At 52.3% G+C, this 26,368-nt stretch carries 23 protein-coding genes; 10 read left to right on the top strand and 13 right to left on the bottom strand.

Going from position 1 to position 26,368, the window contains the following annotated elements; all coding sequences use genetic code 11:
• Nucleotides 1-168: 168 nt before the first annotated feature.
• The 6 genes from FOE74_RS12570 to mazG form a co-directional block, all read right to left on the bottom strand.
• Nucleotides 169-1,116, bottom strand: coding sequence for a PstS family phosphate ABC transporter substrate-binding protein (locus FOE74_RS12570; protein WP_149098973.1), 948 nt, complete (start codon nucleotides 1,114-1,116; stop codon nucleotides 169-171).
• Between the two features lie 380 nt (nucleotides 1,117-1,496).
• Nucleotides 1,497-2,321 carry an energy transducer TonB gene (locus FOE74_RS12560; protein WP_149098971.1) on the bottom strand — a complete coding sequence of 275 codons (825 nt, stop codon included), beginning with the start codon at nucleotides 2,319-2,321 and terminating at the stop codon, nucleotides 1,497-1,499.
• Complete coding sequence (locus tag FOE74_RS12555) at nucleotides 2,321-2,857, bottom strand: ExbD/TolR family protein (RefSeq protein WP_149098970.1); 537 nt, start codon at nucleotides 2,855-2,857, stop codon at nucleotides 2,321-2,323. The genes FOE74_RS12560 and FOE74_RS12555 overlap by 1 nt, the downstream gene beginning before the upstream one ends.
• Before the next feature lie 18 nt (nucleotides 2,858-2,875).
• The gene (locus FOE74_RS12550) at nucleotides 2,876-3,478 is read right to left on the bottom strand and encodes an ExbD/TolR family protein (RefSeq protein ID WP_149098969.1); all 603 of its coding nucleotides are present in this window, start codon (nucleotides 3,476-3,478) and stop codon (nucleotides 2,876-2,878) included.
• Nucleotides 3,479-3,506: 28 nt separating this feature from the next.
• Entirely contained in the window at nucleotides 3,507-4,361 is an 855-nt protein-coding gene (locus tag FOE74_RS12545; RefSeq protein WP_149098968.1) for a MotA/TolQ/ExbB proton channel family protein, read from the bottom strand.
• Between the two features lie 264 nt (nucleotides 4,362-4,625).
• Nucleotides 4,626-5,438: a nucleoside triphosphate pyrophosphohydrolase gene (gene mazG / locus FOE74_RS12540; protein ID WP_149098967.1), complete on the bottom strand. Its 813-nt coding sequence runs from the start codon at nucleotides 5,436-5,438 to the stop codon at nucleotides 4,626-4,628.
• A gap of 852 nt (nucleotides 5,439-6,290) precedes the next feature.
• Here mazG and glmM point away from each other — a divergent pair.
• The 3 genes from glmM to FOE74_RS12525 all read left to right on the top strand — a co-directional run bounded on the left by glmM (nucleotide 6,291) and on the right by FOE74_RS12525 (nucleotide 10,160).
• On the top strand, nucleotides 6,291-7,685 hold the full coding sequence (glmM, locus tag FOE74_RS12535; RefSeq protein WP_149098966.1) for a phosphoglucosamine mutase: 1,395 nt from the start codon (nucleotides 6,291-6,293) through the stop codon (nucleotides 7,683-7,685).
• A 102-nt stretch (nucleotides 7,686-7,787) separates the two neighbouring features.
• Nucleotides 7,788-8,930 carry a cysteine desulfurase family protein gene (locus FOE74_RS12530; protein ID WP_149098965.1) on the top strand — a complete coding sequence of 381 codons (1,143 nt, stop codon included), beginning with the start codon at nucleotides 7,788-7,790 and terminating at the stop codon, nucleotides 8,928-8,930.
• 246 nt (nucleotides 8,931-9,176) lie between these two features.
• Nucleotides 9,177-10,160, top strand: coding sequence for an L-threonylcarbamoyladenylate synthase (locus FOE74_RS12525; RefSeq protein WP_308422712.1), 984 nt, complete (start codon nucleotides 9,177-9,179; stop codon nucleotides 10,158-10,160).
• 705 nt (nucleotides 10,161-10,865) lie between these two features.
• Here FOE74_RS12525 and FOE74_RS12520 read toward each other — a convergent pair.
• The 3 genes from FOE74_RS12520 to FOE74_RS12510 all read right to left on the bottom strand — a co-directional run bounded on the left by FOE74_RS12520 (nucleotide 10,866) and on the right by FOE74_RS12510 (nucleotide 15,819).
• Complete coding sequence (locus tag FOE74_RS12520) at nucleotides 10,866-13,064, bottom strand: S9 family peptidase (protein WP_149098963.1); 2,199 nt, start codon at nucleotides 13,062-13,064, stop codon at nucleotides 10,866-10,868.
• 137 nt (nucleotides 13,065-13,201) lie between these two features.
• A complete protein-coding gene (locus FOE74_RS12515; protein ID WP_149098962.1) occupies nucleotides 13,202-14,644 on the bottom strand; it encodes an aldehyde dehydrogenase in 1,443 nt (480 codons plus the stop codon).
• Between the two features lie 386 nt (nucleotides 14,645-15,030).
• Entirely contained in the window at nucleotides 15,031-15,819 is a 789-nt protein-coding gene (locus tag FOE74_RS12510) for an SDR family oxidoreductase (protein WP_149098961.1), read from the bottom strand.
• A 430-nt stretch (nucleotides 15,820-16,249) separates the two neighbouring features.
• Here FOE74_RS12510 and FOE74_RS12505 point away from each other — a divergent pair, with 430 nt between their 5' ends.
• The 3 genes from FOE74_RS12505 to FOE74_RS12495 all read left to right on the top strand — a co-directional run bounded on the left by FOE74_RS12505 (nucleotide 16,250) and on the right by FOE74_RS12495 (nucleotide 18,118).
• Nucleotides 16,250-16,777, top strand: a complete 528-nt coding sequence (locus FOE74_RS12505; RefSeq protein WP_149098960.1) for a 3-hydroxyanthranilate 3,4-dioxygenase — start codon at nucleotides 16,250-16,252, stop codon at nucleotides 16,775-16,777.
• A 143-nt stretch (nucleotides 16,778-16,920) separates the two neighbouring features.
• Nucleotides 16,921-17,304 carry a nuclear transport factor 2 family protein gene (locus FOE74_RS12500; protein WP_149098959.1) on the top strand — a complete coding sequence of 128 codons (384 nt, stop codon included), beginning with the start codon at nucleotides 16,921-16,923 and terminating at the stop codon, nucleotides 17,302-17,304.
• Between the two features lie 214 nt (nucleotides 17,305-17,518).
• Nucleotides 17,519-18,118 carry a hypothetical protein gene (locus FOE74_RS12495; RefSeq protein WP_149098958.1) on the top strand — a complete coding sequence of 200 codons (600 nt, stop codon included), beginning with the start codon at nucleotides 17,519-17,521 and terminating at the stop codon, nucleotides 18,116-18,118.
• A 123-nt stretch (nucleotides 18,119-18,241) separates the two neighbouring features.
• On the opposite strand, the gene FOE74_RS12490 is transcribed toward FOE74_RS12495, so the two are convergent.
• From FOE74_RS12490 to FOE74_RS12480, 3 genes are all read right to left on the bottom strand, one after another.
• Complete coding sequence (locus FOE74_RS12490) at nucleotides 18,242-18,973, bottom strand: YebC/PmpR family DNA-binding transcriptional regulator (protein ID WP_149098957.1); 732 nt, start codon at nucleotides 18,971-18,973, stop codon at nucleotides 18,242-18,244.
• A gap of 65 nt (nucleotides 18,974-19,038) precedes the next feature.
• A complete protein-coding gene (locus FOE74_RS12485; protein WP_149098956.1) occupies nucleotides 19,039-19,899 on the bottom strand; it encodes an SDR family oxidoreductase in 861 nt (286 codons plus the stop codon).
• Nucleotides 19,900-20,108: 209 nt separating this feature from the next.
• A complete protein-coding gene (locus FOE74_RS12480) occupies nucleotides 20,109-20,492 on the bottom strand; it encodes a RidA family protein (protein WP_149098955.1) in 384 nt (127 codons plus the stop codon).
• Nucleotides 20,493-20,650: 158 nt separating this feature from the next.
• On the opposite strand from FOE74_RS12480, the gene FOE74_RS12475 reads away from it, so the two are divergent.
• The 4 genes from FOE74_RS12475 (at nucleotide 20,651) to FOE74_RS12460 (ending at nucleotide 25,457) form a co-directional block, all read left to right on the top strand.
• Nucleotides 20,651-21,760, top strand: a complete 1,110-nt coding sequence (locus tag FOE74_RS12475; RefSeq protein WP_225840798.1) for an amidohydrolase family protein — start codon at nucleotides 20,651-20,653, stop codon at nucleotides 21,758-21,760.
• Nucleotides 21,761-21,956: 196 nt separating this feature from the next.
• Nucleotides 21,957-23,228 carry a kynureninase gene (kynU, locus tag FOE74_RS12470; RefSeq protein ID WP_149098954.1) on the top strand — a complete coding sequence of 424 codons (1,272 nt, stop codon included), beginning with the start codon at nucleotides 21,957-21,959 and terminating at the stop codon, nucleotides 23,226-23,228.
• Between the two features lie 281 nt (nucleotides 23,229-23,509).
• The gene (locus FOE74_RS12465) at nucleotides 23,510-24,826 is read left to right on the top strand and encodes a cation:proton antiporter (protein WP_149098953.1); all 1,317 of its coding nucleotides are present in this window, start codon (nucleotides 23,510-23,512) and stop codon (nucleotides 24,824-24,826) included.
• Between the two features lie 13 nt (nucleotides 24,827-24,839).
• Nucleotides 24,840-25,457: an alpha-ketoglutarate-dependent dioxygenase AlkB family protein gene (locus FOE74_RS12460; RefSeq protein WP_149098952.1), complete on the top strand. Its 618-nt coding sequence runs from the start codon at nucleotides 24,840-24,842 to the stop codon at nucleotides 25,455-25,457.
• Between the two features lie 343 nt (nucleotides 25,458-25,800).
• Here the strand turns inward: FOE74_RS12460 and FOE74_RS12455 are convergent, their stop codons facing one another.
• The gene (locus FOE74_RS12455) at nucleotides 25,801-26,304 is read right to left on the bottom strand and encodes a methylated-DNA--[protein]-cysteine S-methyltransferase (RefSeq protein WP_149098951.1); all 504 of its coding nucleotides are present in this window, start codon (nucleotides 26,302-26,304) and stop codon (nucleotides 25,801-25,803) included.
• Nucleotides 26,305-26,368: the final 64 nt, after the last annotated feature.

The following is a 26,368-nucleotide window of genomic DNA, read 5'->3' as shown; positions in this document are numbered from 1 at the left end:
TGGGGGAACTGTGCCAATGAAAGCTTATTTTCAATCTTACCAGAACGCAACCCATTGCTATGTGCTGAAGCTCCAGCGGCAGAGAGGAAAGCAGCCGCTAAAACACCATACGTCTTCCAGTTCTTAATCATTGTTTTGGTTGTTAGTGTGAGTGAAATTCTAATTGATTTATTGTCTGAACCCTACTATGCGAACTGGCATGGATGCGGGCACTAAACCTGATTTTAAGATAATCCTTTGTCCCTTGTCTCCGGTAATGAAGGATGCAAAACCTGTGCCAAGTCCTGCCCGAGCTTCTTTACTTACAATAAAAACCTCTCTGCGTAGTGGATAAGTTCCTTGCGCCAGATATCCTTGGTAGGGTTGCACATAATCATCTTCAGACGTGGGGTTTTCCTTTACGCTGATGCCTACCACGTTTACCTTGTTCAGGAAGCTGATAGCCGTACTGTCATGGCGGTCACTGATCCAGTTGACGCCAATGACCCCAATCGCGTTCTGATTTTCTGCTACGTAGTCAACCAGGTTTGAGTTGGAGGTAGAGGCATAGCTGTTGGGGGGCAGCGGCTTTCCAAGGTTGATAGAATCCTGGATGAACCGGGCAGTGCTGGAATTTCCATTGTCAAAGACAATGGTGATCTTGCCATTGGAGGCAGTTGGATCAAGCTGTTTCCAGGTGGTTTTTCTACCCGTGAAGATATCCCGTACCTGCTGCATGGTAAGCGTGGTGTCTGTATTTGCCTTGTTTAAGATAAGGGCAACACCATCTACCGCAATCTTGTTGACCCTGGGGGTGATCTTCAATTTGGCAAACTCAGCCTTCTCCTGGTCATTCAATTGTCTGGCCATAATAGCGAACCGCACCGTGTCAGTAAGCAGGTCCTGTACCACCTGCACCTCTGGCTTATACACCGCCTGTACCTTGGCATATTTGTACAGGTTTTGGAACATCTGGATCTGGGCGTCTACAATAGGGGCAAATGATTCATCTACGGTGATCTTAATAGAGCCGGAAGTAGGTGAATCTACGGGGGCGTTGCCAGACTGGCCACAGGAGAAGGTAGCCAAAGCTATACCTGCGGTGCACAGAAAAGTCAAAAGATTAATCTTCTTCATTACGTCTGGATTTTTTAAAATATTGTTGATACGCACGCACAAATCTAATAAAACCGTAGAAAAGGAGCAGTCCGCCTAATATTATTTTATATTCTCTGGGGAAAGGTATCTGTTGTGGGCTGGATAGTAGAACGTATAAACCAAAGCCAAAGTATAGAAGTACCATTAACATGGAGACATACTTCATGATGTTTTCATAGGTGCTGGTTTGGCGTTCGCGCAGGGGTCTTCTAGAGTAATTCATGAGGCTGCTGATAAGAGGTGGCTTTAAATAGAACTACGTAATTTCAGGCCGAGGGTAAAAAAGAACTCCGGAGACGGGCCATTCTTGTAGGAATGGCTGTCTCCGGAGTTCTTACTTTTTAGAGCAAGTGAAACGGTTACTTGATCACGATACGGTAAGGCACTGTATATTTTACAGATACTTTACGGCCGTTCTGCTCACCTGGGCTCCATTTAGGCATGCCCTTGATCACACGTACAGCTTCCTCATCTAGACCATAACCAAGGCCTTTCATTACTTCAATGTTAGTGATCTCACCGGTTGGTCCAACTACAAAGCTCAATACTACGGTTCCTTCAGCACCTGCACGCTGGGCGGCAGATGGAATCCGGAACTTGTCGCTGAGGTATTTGAACATGGCTGCTTGTCCACCGGGGAACTCAGGCATCTTCTCTACCGCAATGTAAACTTTGTCTTCAAATACTTCCTGTACCGGACCAGCAGGACCGGTACCGTTCTCAATACCTTCCAGAGTAGGAGGCGCCGTAGGATCACCTTTTACTGTTTCAGTACCAGCGTCAGTTTTTGATAGTTCCTTCACGTCAGGAATCTCTTCCTTCACTACTTCTTCGTCTTTCTTTACCACCGGAGGGGTAAATTTAACGGTAGAACGTACGGGTGGTGGTGGTGGTGGTGCGTCTGGTGGTGGGGGCGGTGGTGGTACCACCTTCTCTACGGAAGGCGGAGCTGCCAAATCCACTACTTTAACTACCGGTGCTTTTACAACCTCTTCTTCATCTTTGAACAAAGACTGGATCAAAGGAATACTCAAGAAGAGAACGAAAAGAAAGATTGCAATAACAATCGCCCGGTTCACGTGCTTCGTATATAGTTTACGCAGCATGTACGCGCCATACTCTTTGTTACGGCCTTCAAAGACCATATCATCAAGCGTAGCGGTTTGTAAACGTTGATTATCCATTATTGCCCTCCTTTTTCTGCGGTTCTAAGTAATGTAGCATCTGCGTTGTCCAGTTCTACCACGGCATACTTCTGGGTGCCGGTGATGCTCATCTCATCTAAGATATCTACCAGATTCTTATACTTTGATGTTTCATCGGCCTTGATAAGTACTACCAGGTTGGGGTTCGCCTTTGTCGCTTCAGATACCACTTTTCTAATACCCTTGGCTGACCAGTCACTCTCTTCCACATCAGGGATGATGTTCATGTTAGGCTGGTGAAGACCACGGTAATAGAAGATTCGGTTATCGCCTCCAAGAAGAACGGTGAAAGCATTAGAGGCCTTCAGTTCGTTCTGCTCTTGTCTGTCCTTTGGTTTCACCGGCATGTTGATCTCCATGATCTGCGGCTTGGCCAAAGTGGTGGTCATTACGAAGAAGGTAAGCAACAGGAAGCCTAAGTCTACCATGGGGGTCATGTCCACCTTGGTAGAGCCTTTCTTGGCCCGTTTTTTACCGCCTTCGTCGCCGCCGCCTTGCTGTTGTATTTCTGCCATCTCGTTTCCCTTTCGTTATTAATTACGAGGTTTAACTTCCATATCTGTGATGAGATTGAAACGGTTCACGTTCTTGTCTTGCAAGATCTCAATCACACGACCAGCTACCGGATAACCCGCACCTTGATCTCCTTTGATGGCTACAATAGACTGGGGGTTAGAGTAACGGGCTAATTGCACCAGGTCACCCAACTCATTTCTAACAGAATCAATAGGAATACCCGGTTGGTTTACCTTTTTCTGATCCTCGGGGCTCAGAGCTAGAAAAGACTTCAGCTGAGAAATAGGAACGCCAAACGAGCCCAGAGAAGCGAATACATCTTTTTCTGGTTGTGTGAAGCCTACGCCGTATTTCTCACTGATCTTGTCTATCATTCTCAATTTAGTGGCTTTGTCATCTACCCCTAAGAACACCCGCTCATCATTACCAATACTGATGGTGATGATGTTGGCATCTGGTGCTTTGATCTCTGAGGTGGCAGATGGTGTGTCCACTACCAGCACTTCTTCTGGTGCGAACTTCGAAATAAGCATGAAGAACGTTACCAGAAGGAATGCCAAGTCCACCATGGGCGTCATGTCCAGGGAGGGGGAGCTTCTGTGTGGTTTTACTTTTGGCATTTTATCTTCCTTCTACTAGAAAGTTCAACTAGATTCTGTTGTTGTTCTCAGTGTGCTGAGCGGCATACGTCTGAATGATGCTGTAAGAAGCCTCATCAATGCTGTACGTCAACTCATCAATCTTGCTGGTGAAGTAGTTGTACGCAACGATAGCAATGGCAGAACCTGTAATACCAAGAGCCGTGTTGATCAAGGCCTCAGAGATACCGTTTGCCAGCTGCGTAGCATCTGGAGCACCACTTGCAGTTGCAAGAGCCGCGAACGCTTTAATCATACCCAATACTGTTCCAATCAGACCTACCAGGGTAGAAGTTGAGGCAATAGTAGAGATGATCACCAGGTTTTTCTCCAGCAAAGGCAACTCAAGAGCAGTAGCTTCTTCAATCTCCTTCTGGATAGCCAGGATACGCTGATCTTTGGTCATACCATGCTCATTGTGCATTTCTTGGTATTTCAGCAAGCCTGCTTTTACCACGTTACCTACTGAACCTTTTTGTTGGTCGCAGATAGCGATGGCGCCATTGATGTCATTTACATTCATTTTCTGGCGCACATTGCGCACGAACTGCTCAAGGCCTTTACCACCTTTTGCTTTGCTGATGGTCATGAAACGCTCAATAGAGAAAGCCAATACCAAGATGTTGATCGCGATCAAGATTGGTACAATGAAACCTCCTTTGTACACCTGGCCCAGGTAATTGCCTGGAAGTGGGTGGTTAGCGTTATCACCGCCTTCAAAGTTAGCGGGGTTACCAAGAATGTAAAGATAAATCAATACGGCGGCAATGATGGCCACTGGAATTACGATGCTTGCAAACATTGAGCCTGCTTTGCCTTCTTTTTGTACTGGTTTTGCAGCTGCAGGTGCACTCTTTTTTTCCATTGTGTCTAAAAATTTAGGTTTAGTTGTTTGTGTTACTGTGTTAGTTGTTAAAAAAAATTGGTTGTTGAAAAGTTAAATGCTCTTTTGACATTAAAAATTCCACTGAGCCGCTTAAACCGCCCATAGAATAAGTGAAGTGTAGGAGCAACCTAAATACAAGCCTAGGGATTTAAACGCAAAATATCAAATTATGCTCGAAAATTTATTGCAAAAGTACAATCTATTTAGGGTATATTTTGAAATTCTTCTATTCAAGCCCTCTGGCTAAGGTTGGGTTTTGGCTTGTTCCCAATACACGTCCATCTCTGCCAAGGTCATCTCACTGAGTTTTTTTCCCTGGGCTGCGGCCGCTTTTTCCAGGTACTGGAACCGTTTGATGAACTTCTGGTTTGTTTTAGCCAAGGCTTCTTCTGGGTTCAGGTCCAGGAATCGGGCAAAGTTGATCAGGGAAAAGAACACATCGCCTAGCTCTGCGGTGGCATGGGCCTTGTCTTCCGGGGTGAGGTGGGGCTTGTCAAACTCAGCTTTGAATTCAGCCAGCTCCTCTTCTACCTTCTCCCAAACCTTTGATGGTTCATCCCAGTCAAATCCAACCCCGCGGGCCTTCTCTTGAATGCGCATGGCTTTCACCATGGACGGGAGCGACGAAGGAACGCCTTCCAAAACTGATTTATTGCCTTCTTTCAACTTCAGGCTTTCCCAGTTCTGCTTTACCTCTTCCTCTGTCTCGGCTTTGGCGTCACCATAAATGTGGGGGTGCCGGAAAACCAGCTTGTCACATTGGGCATTCAACACCTCAGCCAAATCAAAGGCCCCTTTCTCAGAAGCAATCTTGGCATAGAAAACCAGGTGTAGCAGTACGTCACCTAACTCCTTCTTGATCTCAGGCATGTCCTGGGTTAGAATCGCCTCTGAAAGCTCATAGGTTTCCTCAATGGTAAGGTGCCTAAGGGTCTCCATGGTTTGCTTTCTGTCCCAGGGACATTTCTCCCGTAAATCGTCCAGAATGTCCAGTAAACGGTTGAAAGCGTCTAGCTGGGCCTGGCGAGAGTAAGCGGGTGCTGCAGGGTGTTCCATTTAGCAAAGATAAACGTAATGTTAGGAATTTAGCAGCTACGCATACTTTCTTGATCTTTTAGTAACACAATAAACCGTAAATTTTTACCGGTCAGGTAGTTTGTGCCAACCTGTTTTCAGCCCGTTTTAGGAAAAAGAGGCGAGGAACAGGTTACGTTCTTGCCTGGACCTGGTCAAAGCGCAGAACGATTTATTTTCTACTTAGATGCATGTGGTATGCGGATTCCATAAACCCAGGAAGAAAAAAAATATTTTTCTTTTACCCCTTATCAAATGGCCGGTGAAAAGCTCATCAGGCAAAGGGGAAGATCGGTTGGAAGTACCGCCACAACGCAGGAATGGGGTAAAAGGTTGTCAGTGGTAGCTGTGACTAAATAGAAAAGGCACCAGAAAAAGGAACAGCGGGTGGGGCCTTTGGCAAGAACCTTACAAGGCCCCATTCATGCAGCCTAGGCAGAGCAGCCCACCGTCTTTCCCCGTTTCTCAGGTACTTACTCGTAACCGGTTCCTGACCAAGAAACAGGCGCACGGCTAAACTTTTCTGGGTGGTTTGGTAGAACGGTTGCTATTCTCTTGGGGCGCCCTGTTTTTAGCCTATTTTATGAAAAGGGGACCTGAAAGAAATGCCCTCCGTCTCTGCCTGGCTCTTTTCTGAACAGGAAATCCTTTTGGCCTTGCGCAGAAAGCAATGGCTGATTGGGAGTTAAGACCATGCCTTCCAGGGTGCTGAACAGAGGATAGAAGATGAAAATAATATTGTTTTAATAACCGTGGCAGGCGGCACGTTTGTCTTCTTCATTGTGTTGATTCATTTCTATTTCACTACTTTTGTGTGTTCAAAAAAAGGAATCTGTGGCACTTATAAAATCAATATCAGGAATCAGAGGTACAATTGGAGGAGAAGTAGGGCAAGCCCTAACGCCGGTAGATGTGGTGAAATTTGCTGCGGCATTTGGCACCTGGGTACTGCAGACCACCAATAACAATACTATCATAATAGGCCGTGATGCCCGTCTTTCTGGTGAAATGGTGAACAGGTTGGTGGCCGCTACGCTACAAGGCTTGGGCATCAATGTGATTGATCTGGGCCTTTCTACCACCCCCACGGTAGAGATGGCGGTACCGGCCAAGAAAGCCGGCGGCGGAATCATCCTCACGGCCAGCCACAACCCCAAGCAGTGGAACGCCCTCAAACTTTTAAACCAGCACGGCGAGTTCATCAATGACGCCGAAGGTAAATTGGTGCTGGAATTAGCCGAGCAGGAGTCTTTCCAATTCGCGGAGGTTTCCAAACTGGGCAAATACACCCAAAGCGATAAATTCCTTAAAAAACATATCAAAGCGGTCTTAGACCTGCCTTTGGTAGACATGGAAGCCATCAAAGCGAAGAAGTTCAAAGTGGTGGTAGACGCCGTGAATTCCAGCGGAGGGTTTGCCGTGCCAATGCTGCTGGAGGCCCTGGGCGTAGAACACATTGAGAAACTGCACTGTGACCCCACCGGTAACTTCGCCCACAACCCAGAGCCCTTGCCCGAGAACTTGGGCGAGATTTCCCGTCTCATGGAGAAAGGGAAGTTTGATCTGGGCATTGTGGTAGACCCAGACGTGGACCGTTTGGCCCTGGTCAACGAAGACGGCAGCATGTTCGGCGAAGAATACACCCTGGTAGCCGTAGCCGACTACGTGTTGCAGCACCAGGTAGGCAATACCGTTTCTAACCTTTCCTCTACCCGCGCCCTGCGCGATGTCACCGAGAAAGCCGGTGGCCAATACTTCGCCTCAGCCGTGGGCGAGGTGAACGTGGTGAACATGATGAAGGAGCAAAACGCCGTTATAGGCGGCGAAGGCAACGGGGGCATCATTTACCCAGAGCTGCACTACGGCCGTGATGCCTTGGTGGGTATCGCGCTGTTCCTGTCGCACCTGGCCAAAACCGGGTTGAGCATGTCACGGTTGCGGGCCAAGTACCCCAACTACCATATCTCCAAGAACAAGATAGAGCTCACCAAAGACATTGATGTAGACGCGGTACTTTCCCGAGTGCAGAAGCACTATGCCAAGCAGCCGGTGAACACCATTGATGGCGTGAAGATCGAGTTCAACAAAGAGTGGGTGCACCTGCGCAAATCTAACACGGAGCCCATCATCCGGATCTACGCCGAGTCTGACAGCCTGTCTACGGCTGACCACCTGGCCAACAAGATCATTGGTGACATCAAAGAGATCATCTCAGAAAAGTCTGAGTAACCCATACCTTTTACTTAAAAGTAACCTTACCTTATTTTCAGGACACCTTCTTATGAACCGTACCTGTTTCACCTGCTGTTGTTGTAAAAACTAAGATCTGCCATGCGTGTATATTTAGATAATGCGGCTACTACGCCCCTTGATAAAGAAGTTTTTGAGGTAATGGCTCCCTTTATGCTGGAGCACTACGGAAACCCATCGTCTATACACGCGCACGGCAGGCAGGTGCGGGCCGCCATTGAAGGTGCCCGAAAAACAGTGGCGGGCCTGATCAACGCCTCGCCCTCTGAGGTGTTCTTCACCTCGGGCGGTACCGAGGCCGATAACCTGGCCATTATCTGCACGGTAAAGAGCCTGGGCATCAAACACGCCATCTCTTCACCGCTGGAACACCACGCGGTTTTGCATTCGCTGGAAGTGCTGGAAAAGAACGGCGAGGTAGAACTGACCATGCTGCGGGTAGACGCCGCTGGTGCGCTGGACCTGGCGCATCTGGAAGCCACCCTTTCGGCGCAGCCGCGCACCTTGGTCTCGCTCATGCACGCCAACAACGAGCTGGGCAACCTAAATGACCTACAGACTATCTCAGAGATCTGCCAGAAGTATGGCGCCGTGCTGCACTCAGACACGGTGCAAACCATGGGACATTACCGGCATGATGTGCAAGCATTGGGGGCGAATTTCCTGGTGGGGTCCGCGCATAAGTTCCACGGACCAAAAGGCGTGGGCTTTATCTATGTTGACTCTGCTATCAAGATCCATCCGTTGATCCAGGGCGGGTCACAGGAGCGCAACATGCGCGGCGGCACTGAGAACGTGTACGGCATCATTGGTCTGGCCAAAGCGCTGGAGATCGCCTACCGGGACATGGACGAGCACCACCGGCACATCCAGGGCCTCAAAGACCGCATGATCACCAAACTGCGCGAGCAGATAGAAGACGTGCAGTTCAACGGCCTTTCGGCCGAAGGCGACAAGAGCCTGTACACCGTCCTGAACGTGAGTTTGCCGGCCTCAGAAATGAATGAGATGCTGCTCTTCAACCTGGACATCAACAAAGTCTCGGCCTCGGGCGGCAGCGCCTGCACCAGCGGGGTAGACCTGGGTTCCCATGTACTGCGGGCCATTGGCGCCGACATGGAAAGAGGCAACGTGCGGTTCTCCTTCAGCAAATACAACACCGCAGACGAGATTGACTACGCAGTGGCCACTCTGGCCAAACTCTACCAGAAAGAGACGGTATAATCTGAAAACCTTTGCTTATAAACTAAACAGAAAGCCCCGCCTACCACGCGGGGCTTTCTGTTTAGGGGCTGTTTTGGGTAAAGCGGCCAATAAGACTTCGGAGCATCCGGGGGACCTACAGCTGTCTGCGGCTGTAGCCTACGCCCCTGCGTTATCCTTTTTGTTTGCGACTCATTTTTGGGAAACGGCCACTAAACAGAAACTTAACCTGAGGCTAGCTGAAAATGAGCAGGTAACGTAGTAGCTTTGCAAGATCAATCTACAGACATGGCAGACATAGGCAAAGACATACAGCGGGCCGCAACCTTTCTTTCCCAGGGCAAACTGGTCGCCATTCCCACGGAAACCGTGTATGGCCTGGCCGCCAACGCCTTTGACGAGGCCGCCGTAGTAAAGATCTTTGAAGCCAAGAACCGGCCCGCCTTTGACCCGCTCATTGTGCACACCTTTGCCGTGTCTGAGATAGCAGGCATTGTGCGGGAGGTGCCGGATGTCGCCTATGTGCTGGCTGAGCGTTTCTGGCCGGGACCGCTCACGCTGATTCTGCCCAAGGGGGAGCGTGTGCCGTTTCTGGTCACCTCGGGCCATGACTCTGTGGGCGTGCGTATTCCGCGTCACCCGCTTACCCTTGACTTGCTTCGGCAGCTGCCTTTTCCGGTGGCTGCGCCCAGTGCCAACCCGTTCGGGTATGTGAGCCCCACCACCGCGCAACACGTGCAGGACCAACTGGGCAGCCGTATTCCCTACATCTTAGACGGAGGGGCCTGCGCCGTGGGTATTGAGTCTACCATTCTCAGCCTGAACGGTGATGAAGTAGAGGTCCTGCGCCTGGGCGGTCTGGCCCTGGAAGAACTGGAAGAGGTGGTGCATATCTCCAAGGCCCGCATCAAGACGTCTTCGTCTAACCCTACCGCGCCCGGCATGCTCAGCAGCCATTATTCACCCCGCAAGAAGGTGCTGCTGGGCAGCATTGAAGCGAACCTGCCGTTAGTAGATGGAGCCCGGATAGGCGTCATTTCCCTGAAAAAGAACTTTCCCCAGGTACCCATTGGCCAGCAGATCCAGCTTTCCGCTTCCGGGGATCTTGGCGAGGCCGCCCGCTCCCTGTTCTCTGCGCTGCGCACCTTAGACGAGCAGCCCATTGACCTCATTCTGGCAGAGCCCATGCCCGAGCAAGGCCTGGGCCGCGCCATCAACGACCGCCTGCAACGCGCCAGCTTCCAGGGCTAAGGCCAATGCTTTTAGCGGTTATTTTTCTGAAATAAGCTTCTAAATAGAGGAGGTGTGGTTAGGGCTTTGAGGTGCGTTTAAGTGGCATTCTTAGAAAACAGCCTCTAAACTGGTCGGGAGTTCTTGCCGCAGCACCCGCTGGCGCAAGCTTGCCGCTCGTGTCAGGGCGCATTCCAGAAGATTTTTCTCACTGTACCCAGATTCAGGTATCTGGACTGATAATGCCTTTCACCCCTTAAGGCCTTTCTTCCTTTTTTCTGTCATCTTGGAAAGATCTTGTAGGTGAACTGCAAAGGCGTTAGCTACAAGCTGTTCTAGTTCTCCCACAAGATCCTTTCAGGATGACAAAAGAGGGGAAGCTATTTGGCTGCCAGGCGTGCAGACACGAACTACTAGTTCGCGCCAGCCTGAATAAGTGTGGAAGAGCTTTATGGAATTGGTGAATCTGTAGAGACCAGGCACTGCCTTGTCTCTTACGCATTCCGGAACCTTTTTAGCACCAGTTAGCACCAGGCTAGGAAATGCGTGAAAACAAATCGAAAGCAATGCGCAGGAGACAAGGCAGTGCCTAGTCTCTACGGCAGAAGATAAAAATTCCGCTTTTAGCCTGCTTCCGTAAAACAAGCCCATCACCAATAATATCAAAACACAAAAAGCGCCAGCCCATTAACGGAGCCGGCGCTTTTGCTTTTAATCAGGTTGGTCCTACAGGTTCCGCTGGATGAATTCCGTCATTTTGGTGAACAGGTGGATGCTGGTGTTGCCGCCGCTGATGCCGTGGTTCCGGTTAGGGTAGTAGGCGCTCTCAAACGGGCGGTTGGCTTTGACGAGGGCATTGGCCATCTCCACAGCGTTCTGGAAATGCACGTTGTCATCGCCGGTGCCATGGATGAGCAGGTACTTGCCCTTCAAGCGGTCTGCGTAGAATACCGGGGAGTTCTTGTCATAGCCGTCTGGGTTTTCCTGCGGCGTTTTCAGGAAACGCTCGGTGTAGATGGTGTCATAGAAGCGCCAGTTGGTCACCGGTGCCACGGCAATGGCTGCTTTGAAAAGGTCTGCTCCTTTGGTGATGGCCAGGGAACTCATGTAGCCCCCAAAGCTCCAGCCCCAGATACCTATGCGACTTTTGTCAATATAGGGCAGGCCGCCCAGGTGTTTGGCGCCTTCCATCTGGTCAAGGATCTCATAGTGGCCCAGGTTGCCGTAGGTCATCTTCTTAAACGCTGCACCGCGGCCGCCGGTGCCCCGGTTGTCAATCACGGCAATCACGTAGCCTTGCTTGGTGAGGTAGCTGTGCCACAGGTAATTGCGGCCTCTCCAGCTGTCTACCACTTCCTGGCTGCCGGGGCCGCTGTATTGGAACATCAAGACCGGGTATTTCTTGTTCGGGTCGAAGTCTGTGGGCTTGATGGTGTAGCCGTTCAGGGTCACGTTCTCAGAGGTCTTGAACTGGAAGAACTCGGGCTTGGGCATGTTGTAGCTGGCCAGGGTGTTCTTCAGGTTCTCATTGCTCTCCAGGACTTTGATCTGCTTTCCGTCTGAGGTATGCAGGCTGACCACGGTGGGCGAGGTGATGGTGGAGTGATAGTCCAGGTAGTATTTGAAGTCGCGGCTCAGGTTGATGGTGTGCGTGCCTTTGGCGGGCGTGAGGGGTCTCTTGTTCTTGCCGTTCAGTCCCATGCTGTACAGGTGGCGCTCCAACGGAGACACCTCGGTAGAAGTGAAATAGACCAGGCCGTTCTTCTCATCAACGCCGTAGAAGTTGCTCACTTCCCAATTGCCTTTGGTGATCTGGCGCACCAGTTTGCCGTTCATGTCATACAGGTACAGGTGGTTGAAACCGTCTTTCTCTGAGCTGTGCACGAACTGCTTGCCGTTGGCCAGATACGTCAGGTCATCGGTGACGTCAATGTAGGCTTTGTCGGTCTCTTTCAGGATCACCTTGCTCTGGCCAGTCTGGGTGTTGGCGTGCAGGATCTCCAGGGTGTTCTGCAGACGGTTCATGCGCCGGATGGAGAGCATGTTGGGCGTGTTAGTCCAGTTGATGCGCGGGATGTACTGTTCCGGCTCAGTGCCGGTTTCCATCTTGGTGGTTTTGCCGGAACCCAGGTGGAAGGTGTAGATAGCCACCGTGGCGTTTTTCTCACCGGCCTTGGGGTACTTGAACTTGTAGTCCTGCGGGTAGAGTGGGCCCCACATCTGCATGTTGTACTCGGGTACCTGGCTCTCATCAAACTTGTAGAAGGCGATCTGGTCTCCCTGCGGCGACCAGAAGAAGGCCTGCGCGAAGCTGAATTCCTCTTCGTACACCCAATCCGTGCCCCCGTTTATGATAAAGTTCCACTTCCCGTCGGTGGTGATCTGGCGCTCCTGCATGGTGGCCAGGTCTACGTAGAACAGGTTGTTGTCACGCATGAAGGCCACGTACTTGTTGTCTGGAGAGAAGGTGGCGTAGCTCTGCTTGCCGCCCTGGCTCAGTTTCTGTAGTTTCTTGCTGGCACGGTCATACACGTAGAAATGGCCTTTGCTGCTGCGGCGGTAGATGGGCTCGTGCTCAGTCTCAAACAGGATTTTGGTCTCATCGGCGCTGAAGCTGTAGTTGTCATACGCCAGGGTCTTGCCGTCTACCTTGATTTCTTCGCCCTCAATGAGGGTGCTCACGGGCTGGCCGGTGGTCACGTCTACCTGCACCACGTCTACGGCCTGGTTTTTCTGGTCCGCTACCTGCGACGAGTAATACTGACCATTTCGCATCCAGTTCACTCCATAGACTGATTTGGCCTGGAAGGTGCCTTTCCGGAAAATGTCGTCCAAATCAAAGTCGCGTTTCTGCTGGGCCTGGGCGCTCACCGCCATCACCAGGCAGCACGCCGCTATCAGCCAGCGGTTCATTCTATGTTTCATTCGGTTTGTTAGAAAGTTCTTAGCCTTAAAAGTAGGCATTTATTAGGTAATGAGTGATTGAGAGATTGAATGATTGAGAGAATTATGGGGCAAGAAAGCATTCAATCTCTTATTCATTCATTCTCTCAATCATTCAATCAAAACTTAATGCACACATTCTGCGGGTCGGTGAAGAAGCGGAGGGCTTCCCAACCGCCTTCGCGGCCTACGCCGCTTTGCTTGGTGCCGCCAAAGGGGGTGCGCAAATCGCGCAGGAGCCAGGTGTTCACCCATACAATGCCCGCTTGCAACTGATGCGCTACCCGGTGAGCGCGGGTCAGATCCTGAGTCCAGACGGAGGCGGCGAGGCCGTATTGGGTGTGGTTGGCGTAGGCAAGGGCTTCCTCCTCGGTATCAAAGGGCAGGAGCGTAACCACCGGCCCGAAGATCTCCTCGGTGTTGGTGCGGCAGGTGTGGGGAAGGCTCTCAAAGACGGTGGGTTGCAGGAAAAAGCCGTTCGCGCAGCGGCCCTCCAATTGCACGCGTTCGCCACCGGTGAGCAGGGTGCCGCCTTCTTCCTGCGCCAAGGCGATGTAGTCCTGCACTTTCTGCAGATGCGCCTCGGAAATGAGGGCACCCATGCGGGAACCTTCCTCCAAGGGATCACCTACCGTCAGGTTTTCGACTCGTTTTAGGAAAGCGGCTTTGAAACGGTCATACAGCGGACGCTCCACCAGAATACGCGAGCCGCAGAGGCAGATCTGGCCCTGATTGGCGAAGGCAGCCTGTACGGCGGTGTTCACCGTTTTCTCGAAGTCACAATCCGCGAAGATGACGGTGGCGTTCTTGCCGCCCAGTTCCAGCGACAGTTTCTTGAACATCGGCGCTGCCATGCGCGCAATGGTTTTACCGGTTTGGGTGCCTCCGGTGAAGGAAATGGCCTTTACCTCGGGGTGTTCGCATAGGGCAGCGCCGGCTTTGGGACCGGTGCCGTGCACGATGTTCAGCACGCCCGGGGGTAAGCCGGCCTCCACGCAGAGTTCGGCCAGCAGATGGGCGGTGTAGGGCGTGATTTCTGAGGGCTTGGCTACTACGCAGTTCCCGGCGGCCAGGGCCGGGGCAATCTTCCAGGTGAACAGATACAGCGGAAGGTTCCACGGGGAAATACAGGCCACCACGCCCAGCGGCTTGCGCACGGTGTAATTCACGGCCACGCCTTCCATGGTGTGGGCCTCAGAGGCGAAGTGTGGCCCGCCGGTGCCGAAGAAATACAGGTTGCTGCTGGCCCTGGGGATGTCTACGGTACGGGAAAGCGAGAGCGGCTTGCCATTATCCGTGGTCTCGGCCTCCGCCAACCGCTCCAGGTTCTGGTCAATCAGTTCAGAGAGCTTTATGAGAAAACGGCCCCGTTTTTCGGCTGATAGCCCAGACCAAGCCGGAAACGCCGCCTGCGCCGCCTCTACCGCCACCTGCACATCACGCTCGTCAGAATCCGGGATCTGCGCATACACTTCCCCGGTAGCCGGATTGAGGTTGGGCAGGTACGCACCCGAGACCGGAGCCACGAAAGTACCGTTGAGGAAGTTCTGGAGGTGCAGCATAGAAAAGGCGCTAGAGGTTAGACATAAAACGCTGGACGAAACTACTTCCCTTTACAACCATCAGCTTCAAGAAGTAAAGGCGGCGTTCCTTCTCCCTGAGGGAGAAGGGTAGGATGAGGGGGGAGTTAGCTTCCAAACAGGAAAGTCTTCCCCATGAAACAACAATCCTTAAAAAAAACTGTAACAAACCGGAGAAGCTTTAGTCTTGAAACCGCCGCTGCCCCCTCACCCTAGCCCTCTCCCTCCAGGGAGAGGGGGATTCTGCTGTTTTCCGTTTTGAGCCTGTGTTCCGGAAAACAAGCCCAAAACGCAACTTCCTCCCATGTTGGAGTAGGTAACAATCTTTTGCAGACTCAAGACTCAGAACTCAAGACTCAGAACTCCCTTTAGAGGTTCCCTAACCGGCCACCGTCTACGGGTACGTTGATGCCGTTGATGTAGCCTGCGGCAGGAGAAGCCAGGAACGCGGCGGCGGCGGCTACCTCGGCTGGCTTCGCGAACCGGTTGGCTGGGATGCCGGCTAGCATCTCCTTTTCAATTTCTTCTCTGCGGAGACCGGTTTTCTGCATTCTGGTTGCAATCAGCGAGTGATGGCGGGCGGTGAGCGTGGCGCCTGGTAGCACGTTATTCACCGTAATCCCGAAGGGAGCCAGTTCAAAGGAAAGCGTCTTCGCCCAGTTGGCCACGGCACCTCTGATGGTGTTGGAAACGCCCAAACCTCTGATGGGCTGCTTCACCGAGGTAGAGATGATGTTGATGATGCGGCCGTACTGTGCCTCTTTCATGTACGGCACCACCGCCTGTACCAGCACGTGGTTAGACAGCAGGTGCGCCGCGAAGGCATTCTCAAATTCCTCCAGAGCAGCGTCTAAAGCTGGTCCGCCCGCGGGGCCGCCGGTGTTGTTCACCAGGATGTGCGCTTGGCCTAGTTTGGCTAAATGAGCTTCTAAACGCTCCTGCACTTCCCGAGGTCGGCTGAAATCGGCTACCACGTACTGGTGCTGTTGGCCAAATTCAGTGGGAAGTTCTTGCAGGGTTTCCTGCAGGCGTTCTTCGTTGCGGGCTACCAACGTGACCGTAGCGCCTAAAAGCGCTAACTCCAGGGCCACCGCTTTGCCTATGCCCTGGGTACTGCCGCAGACCACGGCGTGCTTGTGCTGTAAATTCAAGTCCATGGTAAAGAGTTCTGAGTCTAGAGTCTTGGGTTCTAAGTAGTCAAATTAGGAAATAAAGCCGTGAAGTACCTCTTCTCGCCCTTATCCTCTTGGAAAGATCTTGCGGACAAGCTGTACTGGCGCTTCTATTAATGCTTTTCTGGTTCGCCCACGAAGTTCTTTTCAGGAAAACAAAAAAGAAGTGCGGCCGCCAAAGAAAGACAAAAGGGGTGGGCAGAAAGATGGAAGTGGGGATGGGCCGTCCTCCATCAGTCAGGTATACAAACCAAGGCAATAAGTAATGAGGTCGAAAAAGAGGAGCAGTAGTTTTCAAGCTGTTTACTAAAAAAGAGACCAAAAGCGGTGTCTATCTTTTATGCAGGAGGTTTCGTACCTTGGGGCAGTCTCTGGCCTGAACCAAAGACGCACTTTCTACTCAAACGCTACTGCCATGGCCTTACAACCTGCCTTCAACTTCAAGAAATGGATTGAGGAACACCGCCACCTGCTCAAGCCGCCGGTAGGCAACCAACAGGTGTACAAAGACAACAAAGACTTTATTGTGATGGTGGTGGGCGGACCCAACTCGCGCAAAGATTACCACATCAACAATGGTGAGGAATTCTTCTTCCAGCTGGAGGGCGACATTGTACTCAAGGTCATTGACAACGGCGAATTCAAAGACATCCACATCAACGAGGGTGACATTTTCCTGCTTCCGCCCAACGTGCCGCACTCTCCGCGCCGGGGGCCTAATACCGTGGGTCTGGTGATGGAACGCTACCGCGATGAAAGCGAACTGGACGGATTCCAGTGGTACTGTGAGAACTGCCACACCAAACTGCACGAGGAGTTTATCCCGGTCTCCGATATAGTAGGCCAGTTACCCGTGGTCATGAATTCCTTCTGGGCCTCAGACGAGAAACGCACTTGCTCTACCTGCGGTGAAGTGATGGCGAAACCGGAAGTGGCGCCGTAACTTGTCAAATTGCCCCTTCTTACCTGCTTTCTGTCCCCCGTTGTCATCCTGAAAAAATCTTGTGGGCGAACTAGGCAGGCTATTGCTACGCTTAATCTTTTGGCCCTTAATTGCCAGATGCACATAAAACAACACAGCCGCTAATGGATCACCTTCAAAGAGAACAGATCATTACTAAGTATCTGGAAAGCTACAACCGGTTTGATGTAGAGGGAATGGTGGCCCATTTCAGCGAGGACATTGTCTTTGAAAATGTGGCGAACGGCGAGGTCAATTTATCTTTAAAAGGAGTAGATCCTTTCAAACAGCAAGCCGAGCAGGCAAAGGCCTACTTCTCTTCCAGAAAGCAAACGCCTATTTCCTTCTATCACCAAGATGACCAAACGGAAGTGGTGCTAGACTATCATGCCGTTCTGGCCATGGATTTTCCCACCGGGCAAAAGAAGGGTGATGCGTTGAAGTTGCAGGGGAAATCTGTCTTTACCTTTTCAAGAGATAAGATCATCAAGTTGGAGGATATTAGCTAAGGAGGCCGAAGTCTTCTCCAGGAATAACGTGGTACACGCGCCGCGCGTGGCTTAAGTACCGTAGGCAGTAGCGGTGAAGCCGGCAGGCGGGTAGCTCAATAGGTAAACGAGAAAACTTTCCTGCTCCATTGTCATCCTGAAAGGACCTTTTGTACAAATTAAAAAGGCCTCAGTACCTTTGTAAGATATTTGGTTAGATACAATAAAAAAATAAATGAAACTTACTTCAGGGCTTCTATTCCTTCTTTTAACCTTCACAACTCTGGTTTCTAATGGGCAAAGTATAAAGCAGTTAAAATCAGTTACAAAACAAGACTCTAAAAAAGAGAAAGTAGGTGTAATTTATGGGAGCTTTGTGCAAAGGTTAGGTTTCAGTAGTGGAGGGTTTGCGCAGGATATCCGGATTCAGAATACAGAGACGAAAGAAATTTTCAGTTTCAGAGTTAAACCCACCTTTAAATCAGCAAAGGAAAATACTTTTTGTTTCTTCCTGAAACCGGGCACCTATAAAATACTTAGCTACTGGTGGACTGAAAGCAAGTGGTATGGTGGTCAGATGTTTACAGAGCATATCTACAAAGGTGTGCAATCATCAAGTGTTGCTGATAAACTAAGGAGAGGGGAAATTAAGAAAGAGGATTTAGAGCAATACTCTTTTGTGGTGGCCGATAACTCAGTGTACTACCTAGGTACCTGGCATTTTGATAAAGAGCTGGTTTCTTTTACAAATAATAAGGAGGAACTTGATAAAACGATTGAGGTGGAATACCCGAACCTCAACTGGAAAGAGGCCAAAGTAGAAATTCCTAAATAGACATATTGTAGCAAATTCCTATTAGGTATTCAACACAAAGGCCCGCCTTCTCCAAAGAAAGCGGGCCTTTGCTATAGCAGCCGTTTCAGAGCCATTCTTTACAAAACAAGCTCCAAACGCAGGTTATTCTTCTTCGTGGTCTTCTTTCATGTTGTGGTACACGGCCTGTACGTCATCGTCTTCTTCCAGGCGGTCCAGCAACTTGGTCATGTCTTCCTGCTGCTCTGGGGAAAGTTCTTTCAGCACGGTAGGGTAGCGCTGCAGCTCAGAGGTTTTCACGTGGAGGCCGCGCTCTTCCAGGGCTTTCTGCATGGCACCAAAATCCGCGAAAGAGGTTTGGATGATGATCTCGTTCTCCTCTTCGTCTTTGTCAATGCTCTCCAGCCCGAAATCGATCAGGTCCAGTTCCAGTTCTTCCAGGTCCAGGCCTTCGCCGTTCAGGTGGAACACGCCCTTGCGCTCAAAGATAAAATCGAATTGGCCGGTGCGGCCCAGCTCACCGCCGGTGCGGTTGAAGTGCATGCGTACGTTGGCCACGGTGCGGTTCACGTTGTCCGTGGCGGTCTCTACCAGAACGGCTACGCCGTGCGGGCCGTAGCCTTCATATACCACTTCTGAGTAATCGCTTTCCTCTTTGCCTTGGGCCCGTTTGATGGCGGCTTCCACGCGGTCTTTGGGCATGTTCACCCCTTTGGCGTTCTGGATGCACACCCGCAGGCGGGCGTTGGTGTCTGGGTCAGGGCCGCCGGACTTCACAGCCATCACAATCTCTTTCCCTATGCGGGTGAACTGCTTGGACATCATGTCCCAGCGTTTCATTTTCCGGGCTTTCCGGAACTCAAATGCTCTTCCCATTGCGGTTTTCTAAAACGAAGTACAAGCAAATATCGGGAAAAACGGCGGATGCCCCAACAGAGTTGCTATACATGTTCGGCTAAATAATCTTCCAGCGTACGCGTGCCCCTGAAAGGCGCTACGCAGTCCCGTTTGGTCACCTCCACAAAAAAGGCGGCCTTCTCATAAAGCGACCGGTTCACCAGGCGCACCACCGGCAGAAAAGACTGCACCACCCAATATGGTACCTGCGGCACGGGGGTGCGTTTGCCTGCGGCCTTGCCAATGAGTTGCACCAGTTCCCGCCGGGAATACGTCACGGGTCCGCCCAGTTCCACCGTGGTCTCGGGTTGGGTGAGCGCCCGTACGCAGGCCTCGGCCACCTCGTGCTCATGGATGGGGTTCGTGATACCCTCCCCGGGCCCGATAGAGGCCAGTTTCCCTTTGCGGGCCATGGGCAGCAGGTCCAGGAAGGTAGAGAAAAGGGCGGGTGGTTTGATGATGGTGGCGGGCAGGCGGCTGGCCTGCAGGGCCCGCGCGAAATCCTCATGGGCTTTGAAATACGCCACTTTGGGGTGCTGCTCTCCGCTGAAAGCGCCCACGTACACAAATTTCTTCAGGTGCGGGGCATGGGCCAAGGCCAGTTGGAGCACGTTCAGGTTACCCTGGAAATTCACCTCATGGAACGAGGTGCGGCTGGGGTCTGAGAGACGAAGGCTTTTGCCCAGCGCCGAAATAATGTAATCCACGCCCTGTACTAGCTGGGGCGTAAGGGTCTCTGGTTGGGTAGGGTCACAGACCACCACTTCATCTACGGAGGGTTGTAGCTGCTCTGCTTTCAGGGCGGTGCGGGCCGTGGCGCGTATCCGGTAAGGCTGGTGTTTCAGCACTTCCAGTATGCTGGCGCCTAGGCTGCCGGTGCCACCTAAAACAAGTACGGTTTCCATAGGCAGGAGGGAAAAGAGGGGGGAATCAGTTTCCTACTTTTCTCCAACCTACTTACTTTTTGCGGTATTCTCAAATAAACAGGTGTAAAACGCATAGGATTGCAAGTTAGGCTCGTTTATTTTGGATAAAACTTAATCTGTTGATAAAGAGACTAAACCGAGCATGCTGGATTTCTAGGTTGCTTTTGAAAAACGGCCTATAAAGTGAGTCAGGTGCAGTAGGCAGTGGCTTCTATCTCCACCAGAAGGGCAGGATCAATGAGGGCCTTCACCTCTACCATGGTAGTCACCGGCCTGATGTCTTTGAAGAACTCCCCATGCGCCCGGCCCACTTCCTCCCATTGGCTTATATCGGTCACGAACATGCGGGTGCGCACCACGTCCTTCAGAGAAACCCCGGCCTCCTGCAAGACCCGCTCTATCTTCTGCAGAATACACACGGTTTGGGCATACGGGTCGTGGGGGCCTATGACTTGCCCGTTCTCCACGGCGGTGGTGCCGGCCACTTCTACCAGGGGGCCTACTTTCACGGCGCGCGAGTAGCCTACGCTGGTTTCCCAGGGAGCGCCGGAGGAGAATAATTGACGGGTCATGGTGTAATAAGGTATAAGGTGAATGATGCCGTAAGTTTATCTAACCTGATGCACATATACCAAAAACTCGGGTGACAGAAGGAGGCAAGTCGGAAGTTTTGGGCCTGTTTTGCCAAAAGAAAGCCGAAAAAGAGCCGTGTCGTCGTGCTGGCAAGACTATGTGCCAGAGTTTTCGTAAGTTGAGCAACCGTTCTTACTTGTTTGTCTTGTTTTCCATGTCGCATCAACCGCTTAAAATAGACATCCATACGCACATCCTGCCGGAGAAATGGCCCGACCTGCGGGAGCGGTACGGGTATGGCGGCTTCGTGCGGCTGGAGCACCACAAGCCCTGCTGCGCCCGCATGATGCTGGATGACCGGTTCTTCAGGGAAATCCAGGAAAACAGCTGGGACCCCGCCGCCCGCATGCGGGAGTGCGACCAGCACGGGGTGCAGGTGCAGGTGCTGAGCACGGTGCCGGTCATGTTCAACTACTGGGCCAAGCCCGAGCACACCTGGGACCTCTCCAAGATTCTCAACGACCATATCGCCGGTGTGGTGGCCCGCTACCCCACGCGGTTTGTGGGCCTGGGCACCCTGCCCATGCAAGACGCGGGGCTGGCCATCAAGGAACTGGAGCGCTGCGTGAAGGAACTGGGGCTGGCGGGCGTGCAGATCGGTTCCAACATAAACGATATCAACCTGGATGATGCCGCGCTGTTCCCCATCTTTGAGGCGGCCGCTGATCTGGGAGCCGCCGTCTTTGTGCACCCCTGGGACATGATGGGTGAAAAGAAGATGCGCAAGTACTGGCTGCCCTGGCTCGTGAGCATGCCCGCCGAGACTTCCCGCGCCATCTGCTCCCTTATCTTCGGGGGGGTGCTGGAACGGTTGCCTAAACTCCGGCTGGCTTTTGCGCACGGCGGCGGTTCGTTCCCGTTCACGCTGGGGCGTATCCAGCACGGTTTTGACGTGCGCCCCGACCTTTGCGCCGTAGACAACCCCGTAGCCCCCGAGAACTACGTGGGCAAGTTCTGGATAGACTCCCTGGTGCACTGCCCTACTACCCTTGACTTCGTGGTAAAGCAGTTCGGGGCCGACAAAGTAGCCTTGGGCTCAGATTACCCTTTCCCGCTGGGTGAACTGGAACCCGGCAAGTTGATTGAATCCATGCCCTATACCCAGGAGGTGAAGGAAATGCTCTTGAGCGGCTCAGCTCTGCAGTGGCTGGGGCTGGAGAAAGAGCGGTTTATGGGGCAGGTCCGGACGCAGGCCAGGCAAGGGTGACCTCTGGGGGAAGCCGGGCTTAAAATAGGTTAGGTTCCCCGGCTAAAACAAAAAGGTGGGGTTAGGGCTTGTTCTTCTAAAACAGGACCAAAACGGCTGGTAAACGCGGCCGTAGAGTTTCCTCAAAAGTATATGGTAGTCTAACGCCTGTTAGGTAATTTAGCCAACCGTTCCACCCAGCTAGTTAAAGAACTTCATGTCTTACCAAAATACGCTTGCCTACGCCCAATCACAGGACCAGGCAGATTCCCTTCGTTCCTTTAGAGACCACTACTTTATTCCACAGCAAAACGGCACCGACACGGTGTACCTGTGCGGCAACTCCCTCGGCCTTCAGCCGAAAGCCGCCCGTGCCGCCCTGGAGCAGGAAATGACCAAATGGGCAGAACTAGGCGTGGAAGGCCATTTTACCGGCGACTCTCCCTGGTTCACGTACCACACCCTGCTGGCAGCGCCTACCGCCCGGGTAGTGGGTGCCAGGCCCGAAGAGGTAGTGGTCATGAATCAACTTACCGTGAACCTGCACCTTATGTTGGTTTCCTTCTATCGGCCGCAGGGCAAACGGTTCAAAATCCTCACGGAGGCCGGCGCCTTCCCCTCTGATCAGTACGCCCTGGAAAGCCAGGTGAAATTCCACGGGTTCAATCCAGACGAAGCCATTCTGGAGGTAGCCCCCCGGCCGGGCGAGCACATCCTCCGCACCGAAGACATTCTGGCCACCATCCGGGAAAACGAAAGCGAACTGGCGCTGGTGATGATGGGCGGTGTGAACTATTACACCGGGCAGGTGTTTGACATGGCGGCCATTACCCAGGAAGCCCATGCCGTGGGAGCAATGTGCGGGTTTGACCTGGCCCATGCTGCCGGCAACGTCACCCTGCGCCTGCATGACTGGAACGTGGACTTTGCCGTGTGGTGTACCTATAAATACCTGAACTCAGGCCCGGGGGGAACCTCTGGGGTGTTTGTGCATGAACGGCACGCGCAGAACCCAGACCTGCCCCGGTTTGCGGGATGGTGGGGCCATGACCAGGGCCAGCGGTTCCAGATGAAGAAAGGCTTTATTCCCATGGCCGGAGCCGATGGCTGGCAGCTTTCCAACAGCCAGGTGCTGCCCATGGCGGTGCACAAAGCCTCTTTGGAACTCTTTGACCAGGCTGGCATGGACAATCTTCGGGCTAAAAGCGAAAAACTCACCGGCTACCTGGAGTTCCTGATCAAAGAATTGCAGCAACCCAAAACAGCCCTGGAGGTAATCACCCCAGAAGAACCTTCGGCCAGAGGCTGCCAGTTGTCCCTGCTGGTGCACCAGAACGGCCGCCAACTGTTTGACACGCTCATGGCCAACGGCTTCATCCTGGACTGGCGCGAGCCCAACGTGATCAGGGTAGCCCCCACGCCCATGTACAATACCTTTGAAGACGTATACCGGTTTGGCCAGTTCCTGGCGCAGCATTTCAGAAGCTAGTTTTTTGGCGAGCTAACCTGGAAGTATAAGCTTTTATAGATTTTCGCTCTTCCTAAAAAAGACCGTTTGGTGGCCGTTTTCTACAAAACAGCCACCAAACGGTCTTTTTCATTTTATAGGCTTGGGAGGAGAGGTCAGAAAGGGAGAAAAAGATGGAACAGAAATTTATGGGTGATTTTGACCTTTTTTTATAAAATATAGCAGGAAAAAGCGCAGGTTTCCCGTATGTAATAAGGTTTCGTGATTTTTTTACGCCTACCCCTCCAGAAGAATTACCTGCCATGGACATTTACCTGCTCTCTTTTGTGGTCATCGGTGCCGCGGCGCTGGCCATGGCTTGGTTGCCTATTTGGTTCAAGAAAGTGCCCTTCTCCTACGCCATGCTTTTTGTGGTGGTGGGGTATGGGTTGTACAAGCTGCCCTTAGGCTTCCCGGAACCTGACCCGCTGCGCGAGAATGACCTCACGCTGCGGCTCTCAGAGCTATGCGTCATCATCACGCTCATGGGAACGGGTATCAAGATCAACCGGAGCGTCTCCTGGGCCAGTTGGCAGGTGCCGCTCCGGCTGGTGAGTTGGACCATGCTGTTGTGCATTGGCGCGCTGGCCTGGCTGGCCTGGCAGTTTCTGGGGTTCTCAGTGGCATCAGCGGTGTTGCTGGCGGCGGCCATGGCCCCCACAGACCCGGTGCTGGCCTCTGATGTGCAGGTGGGCCCTCCCAGCCAGGAAGTGGAAGACGCACCCCGTTTCTCGCTTACCGCCGAGGCCGGGCTGAATGACAGCATGGCCTTCCCGTTTACCTGGCTGGCCATTGCCCTGGCCACCTATGGCCTGGCGCCTGAGAACTGGCTGGTGCATTGGCTGTGGTATGATCTGCTGTACCGCATAGGGGCAGGCGTGGCCATGGGGTACCTCTTGGGGAAGGCGTTGGCCTACCTGCTGTTCAGGCTGCCCAAAAAGGTGGGTTCCTTTAAAACCGAAGACGGGTTTGTCGCTATCTCTGCCACGCTGTTGGTTTACGGCCTGACCGAGATGGTACACGGCTACGGGTTCATTGCCGTTTTCATCACGGGCCTTACCCTCAAGAACTACGAGAAAGACCATTCCTATCACCGCGAGCTCCATGATTTCACTGACCAGATTGAACGCATTCTGGTGGTGATTGTGCTCATTGTGCTGGGCGGAAGCATTGCTCGGGGACTGTTAGATGCCCTTACCTGGCCGGGAATTGCCGTGGGCGTGGCTTTTGTGTTCGTGGTGCGGCCGCTGGCGGGGTTTGTGAGCCTTTTTGGGGTTTCCCTGAAAACGCCGGAGAAATGGGCCATCAGCTTTTTCGGGATCAGGGGCATAGGGTCTATTTTTTACGTGGCTTTTGCGTTAAGCAAGGCCTCTTTCATGGACCCGCAGGAGATTTGGGCCGTGGCGGGCTTTATCATCCTGCTTTCTATCTTTGTGCACGGTTTTCTGGCTTCCCCCGTCATGCAGTACTTAGACCGTACCAGAACCCCCGGTGAGTTTGTGGACCCAGCCTTAACCCCGCTAGAAATACAGGAAAGAGAAGAGGTAGCGGCTGCAGCGGCCGCAGCAAGAAAGGAATAGGTTTTAACTAGACATGCAGGATTTATCTACCGCGTTCCAGAAACAATTTGCCTCTTTTCTATTGCCCTTGCCAGACGCAACCGTCTATCTGATCCCAGCCTTTATTCCGGCAGAAGACCAGCTGGCTTTGCAGGAAGCCCTTACCCAGAAAGTAGCCTGGCGGCAGGAAAAGATCAGGATGTTCGGGAAGCAGATAGACCAGCCCCGGCTCACCGCCTGGTACGCCGACGCGGGCAAAGCCTACACGTATTCTGGCCTAATCTGGGAGCCGCTGCCCTGGCTACCGGAGTTAACCATTTTAAGAACTGCGTTGCAGGAGTTGACCGGCGCCTCTTTCAACAGCGTATTATTGAACCTCTACCGCCACGGGCAAGACAGCATGGGCTGGCACGCAGATGATGAACGGGAGCTGGGCCAGAACCCCATCATTGCCTCTGTGAGTCTGGGCCAGGAACGCACCTTCTCTTTCCGGCACCGGCAGCAGAAAGACCTGAAACACACTCTGGTGTTGCCCTCCGGCAGCCTGCTGCTCATGGCCGGTCCCACCCAACATTTCTGGCTCCACCAACTCCCCAAAACCACCAAAGCCCAACAACCCCGGCTCAACCTCACCTTTCGGTTTATCTATTGATTGAATGATTGAGAGATTGAATGATTGAGAGATTGGGAAATTTGAAGATGTGGAAATTTGGAGATATGAAGATGGAGTGATTTGAAGATGTAAGGATTGGAAAGTTTGAGAAGGAAGTGATTAGGTATAGACTGCGGATGAGGGACGATGTGGTGAGGTAGAAATGATTTTTTAATAGCACAGAAGTTACTCCCGTGGCTCGTGGTACCCGAATTGTTAGTCACGGAAGTTACTTCCGCGCCATAGTAAGGAATACCCATCTTCAAATTTCCACATCCTCAAATCTTCAAATCCATCCATCTTCAAATCATTCATTCAATCTCTCAATCATTCAATCATTCAATCAGAAAAGACTCGTTTGATACGTGCCGCTCATTTTGGCTTCGTGTTCCAGGAGCCATTTTTTGCGCCACAGGCCGCCGGCATAGCCTACCAATTGGCCTTGGGCGCCTATCACGCGGTGGCAGGGCACCAGTACCAGCCAGGGGTTGGCTCCGTTGGCCACGCCCACCGCGCGCACGGCCCCGGCGTTGCCCAACCGTTTGGCCAGGCCCAGGTAATGGTCGGTGCGGCCCACGGGGATTTCCTGCAGCGCCTGCCACACCTGCTGCTGGAAGAACGTGCCCTGGGCGTGCAGCGGCAAATCAAAGGAGTGCCGTTGGCCGTTGAAGTACTCTGTGAGCTGGGTGGCCGCTACGTGCAGGCAGTCCGGGATCATCAGACTATCCTTTTCCGGGCTGTTTTCTACAAACTTGGCTGAAAACAAGTGTTTTTCGGTGCCACTGAGTTGGATCAGGCCAATGGGCGAGGGCACGTGCTGCACAAATAGGGCGGACGGAGCGGGCATGGAGCGGCTTTTCACGATTTTTAACCTAAGTTTACCTTTTCTTTCCGTAGAATGTATGATTTCA

It is taken from the genome of Rufibacter glacialis, assembly GCF_008271745.1.
Classification (GTDB): domain Bacteria; phylum Bacteroidota; class Bacteroidia; order Cytophagales; family Hymenobacteraceae; genus Nibribacter; species Nibribacter glacialis.
Note: the sequence above shows the minus strand (reverse complement) of the source record. Positions and strands in the feature narration are given on the sequence as shown.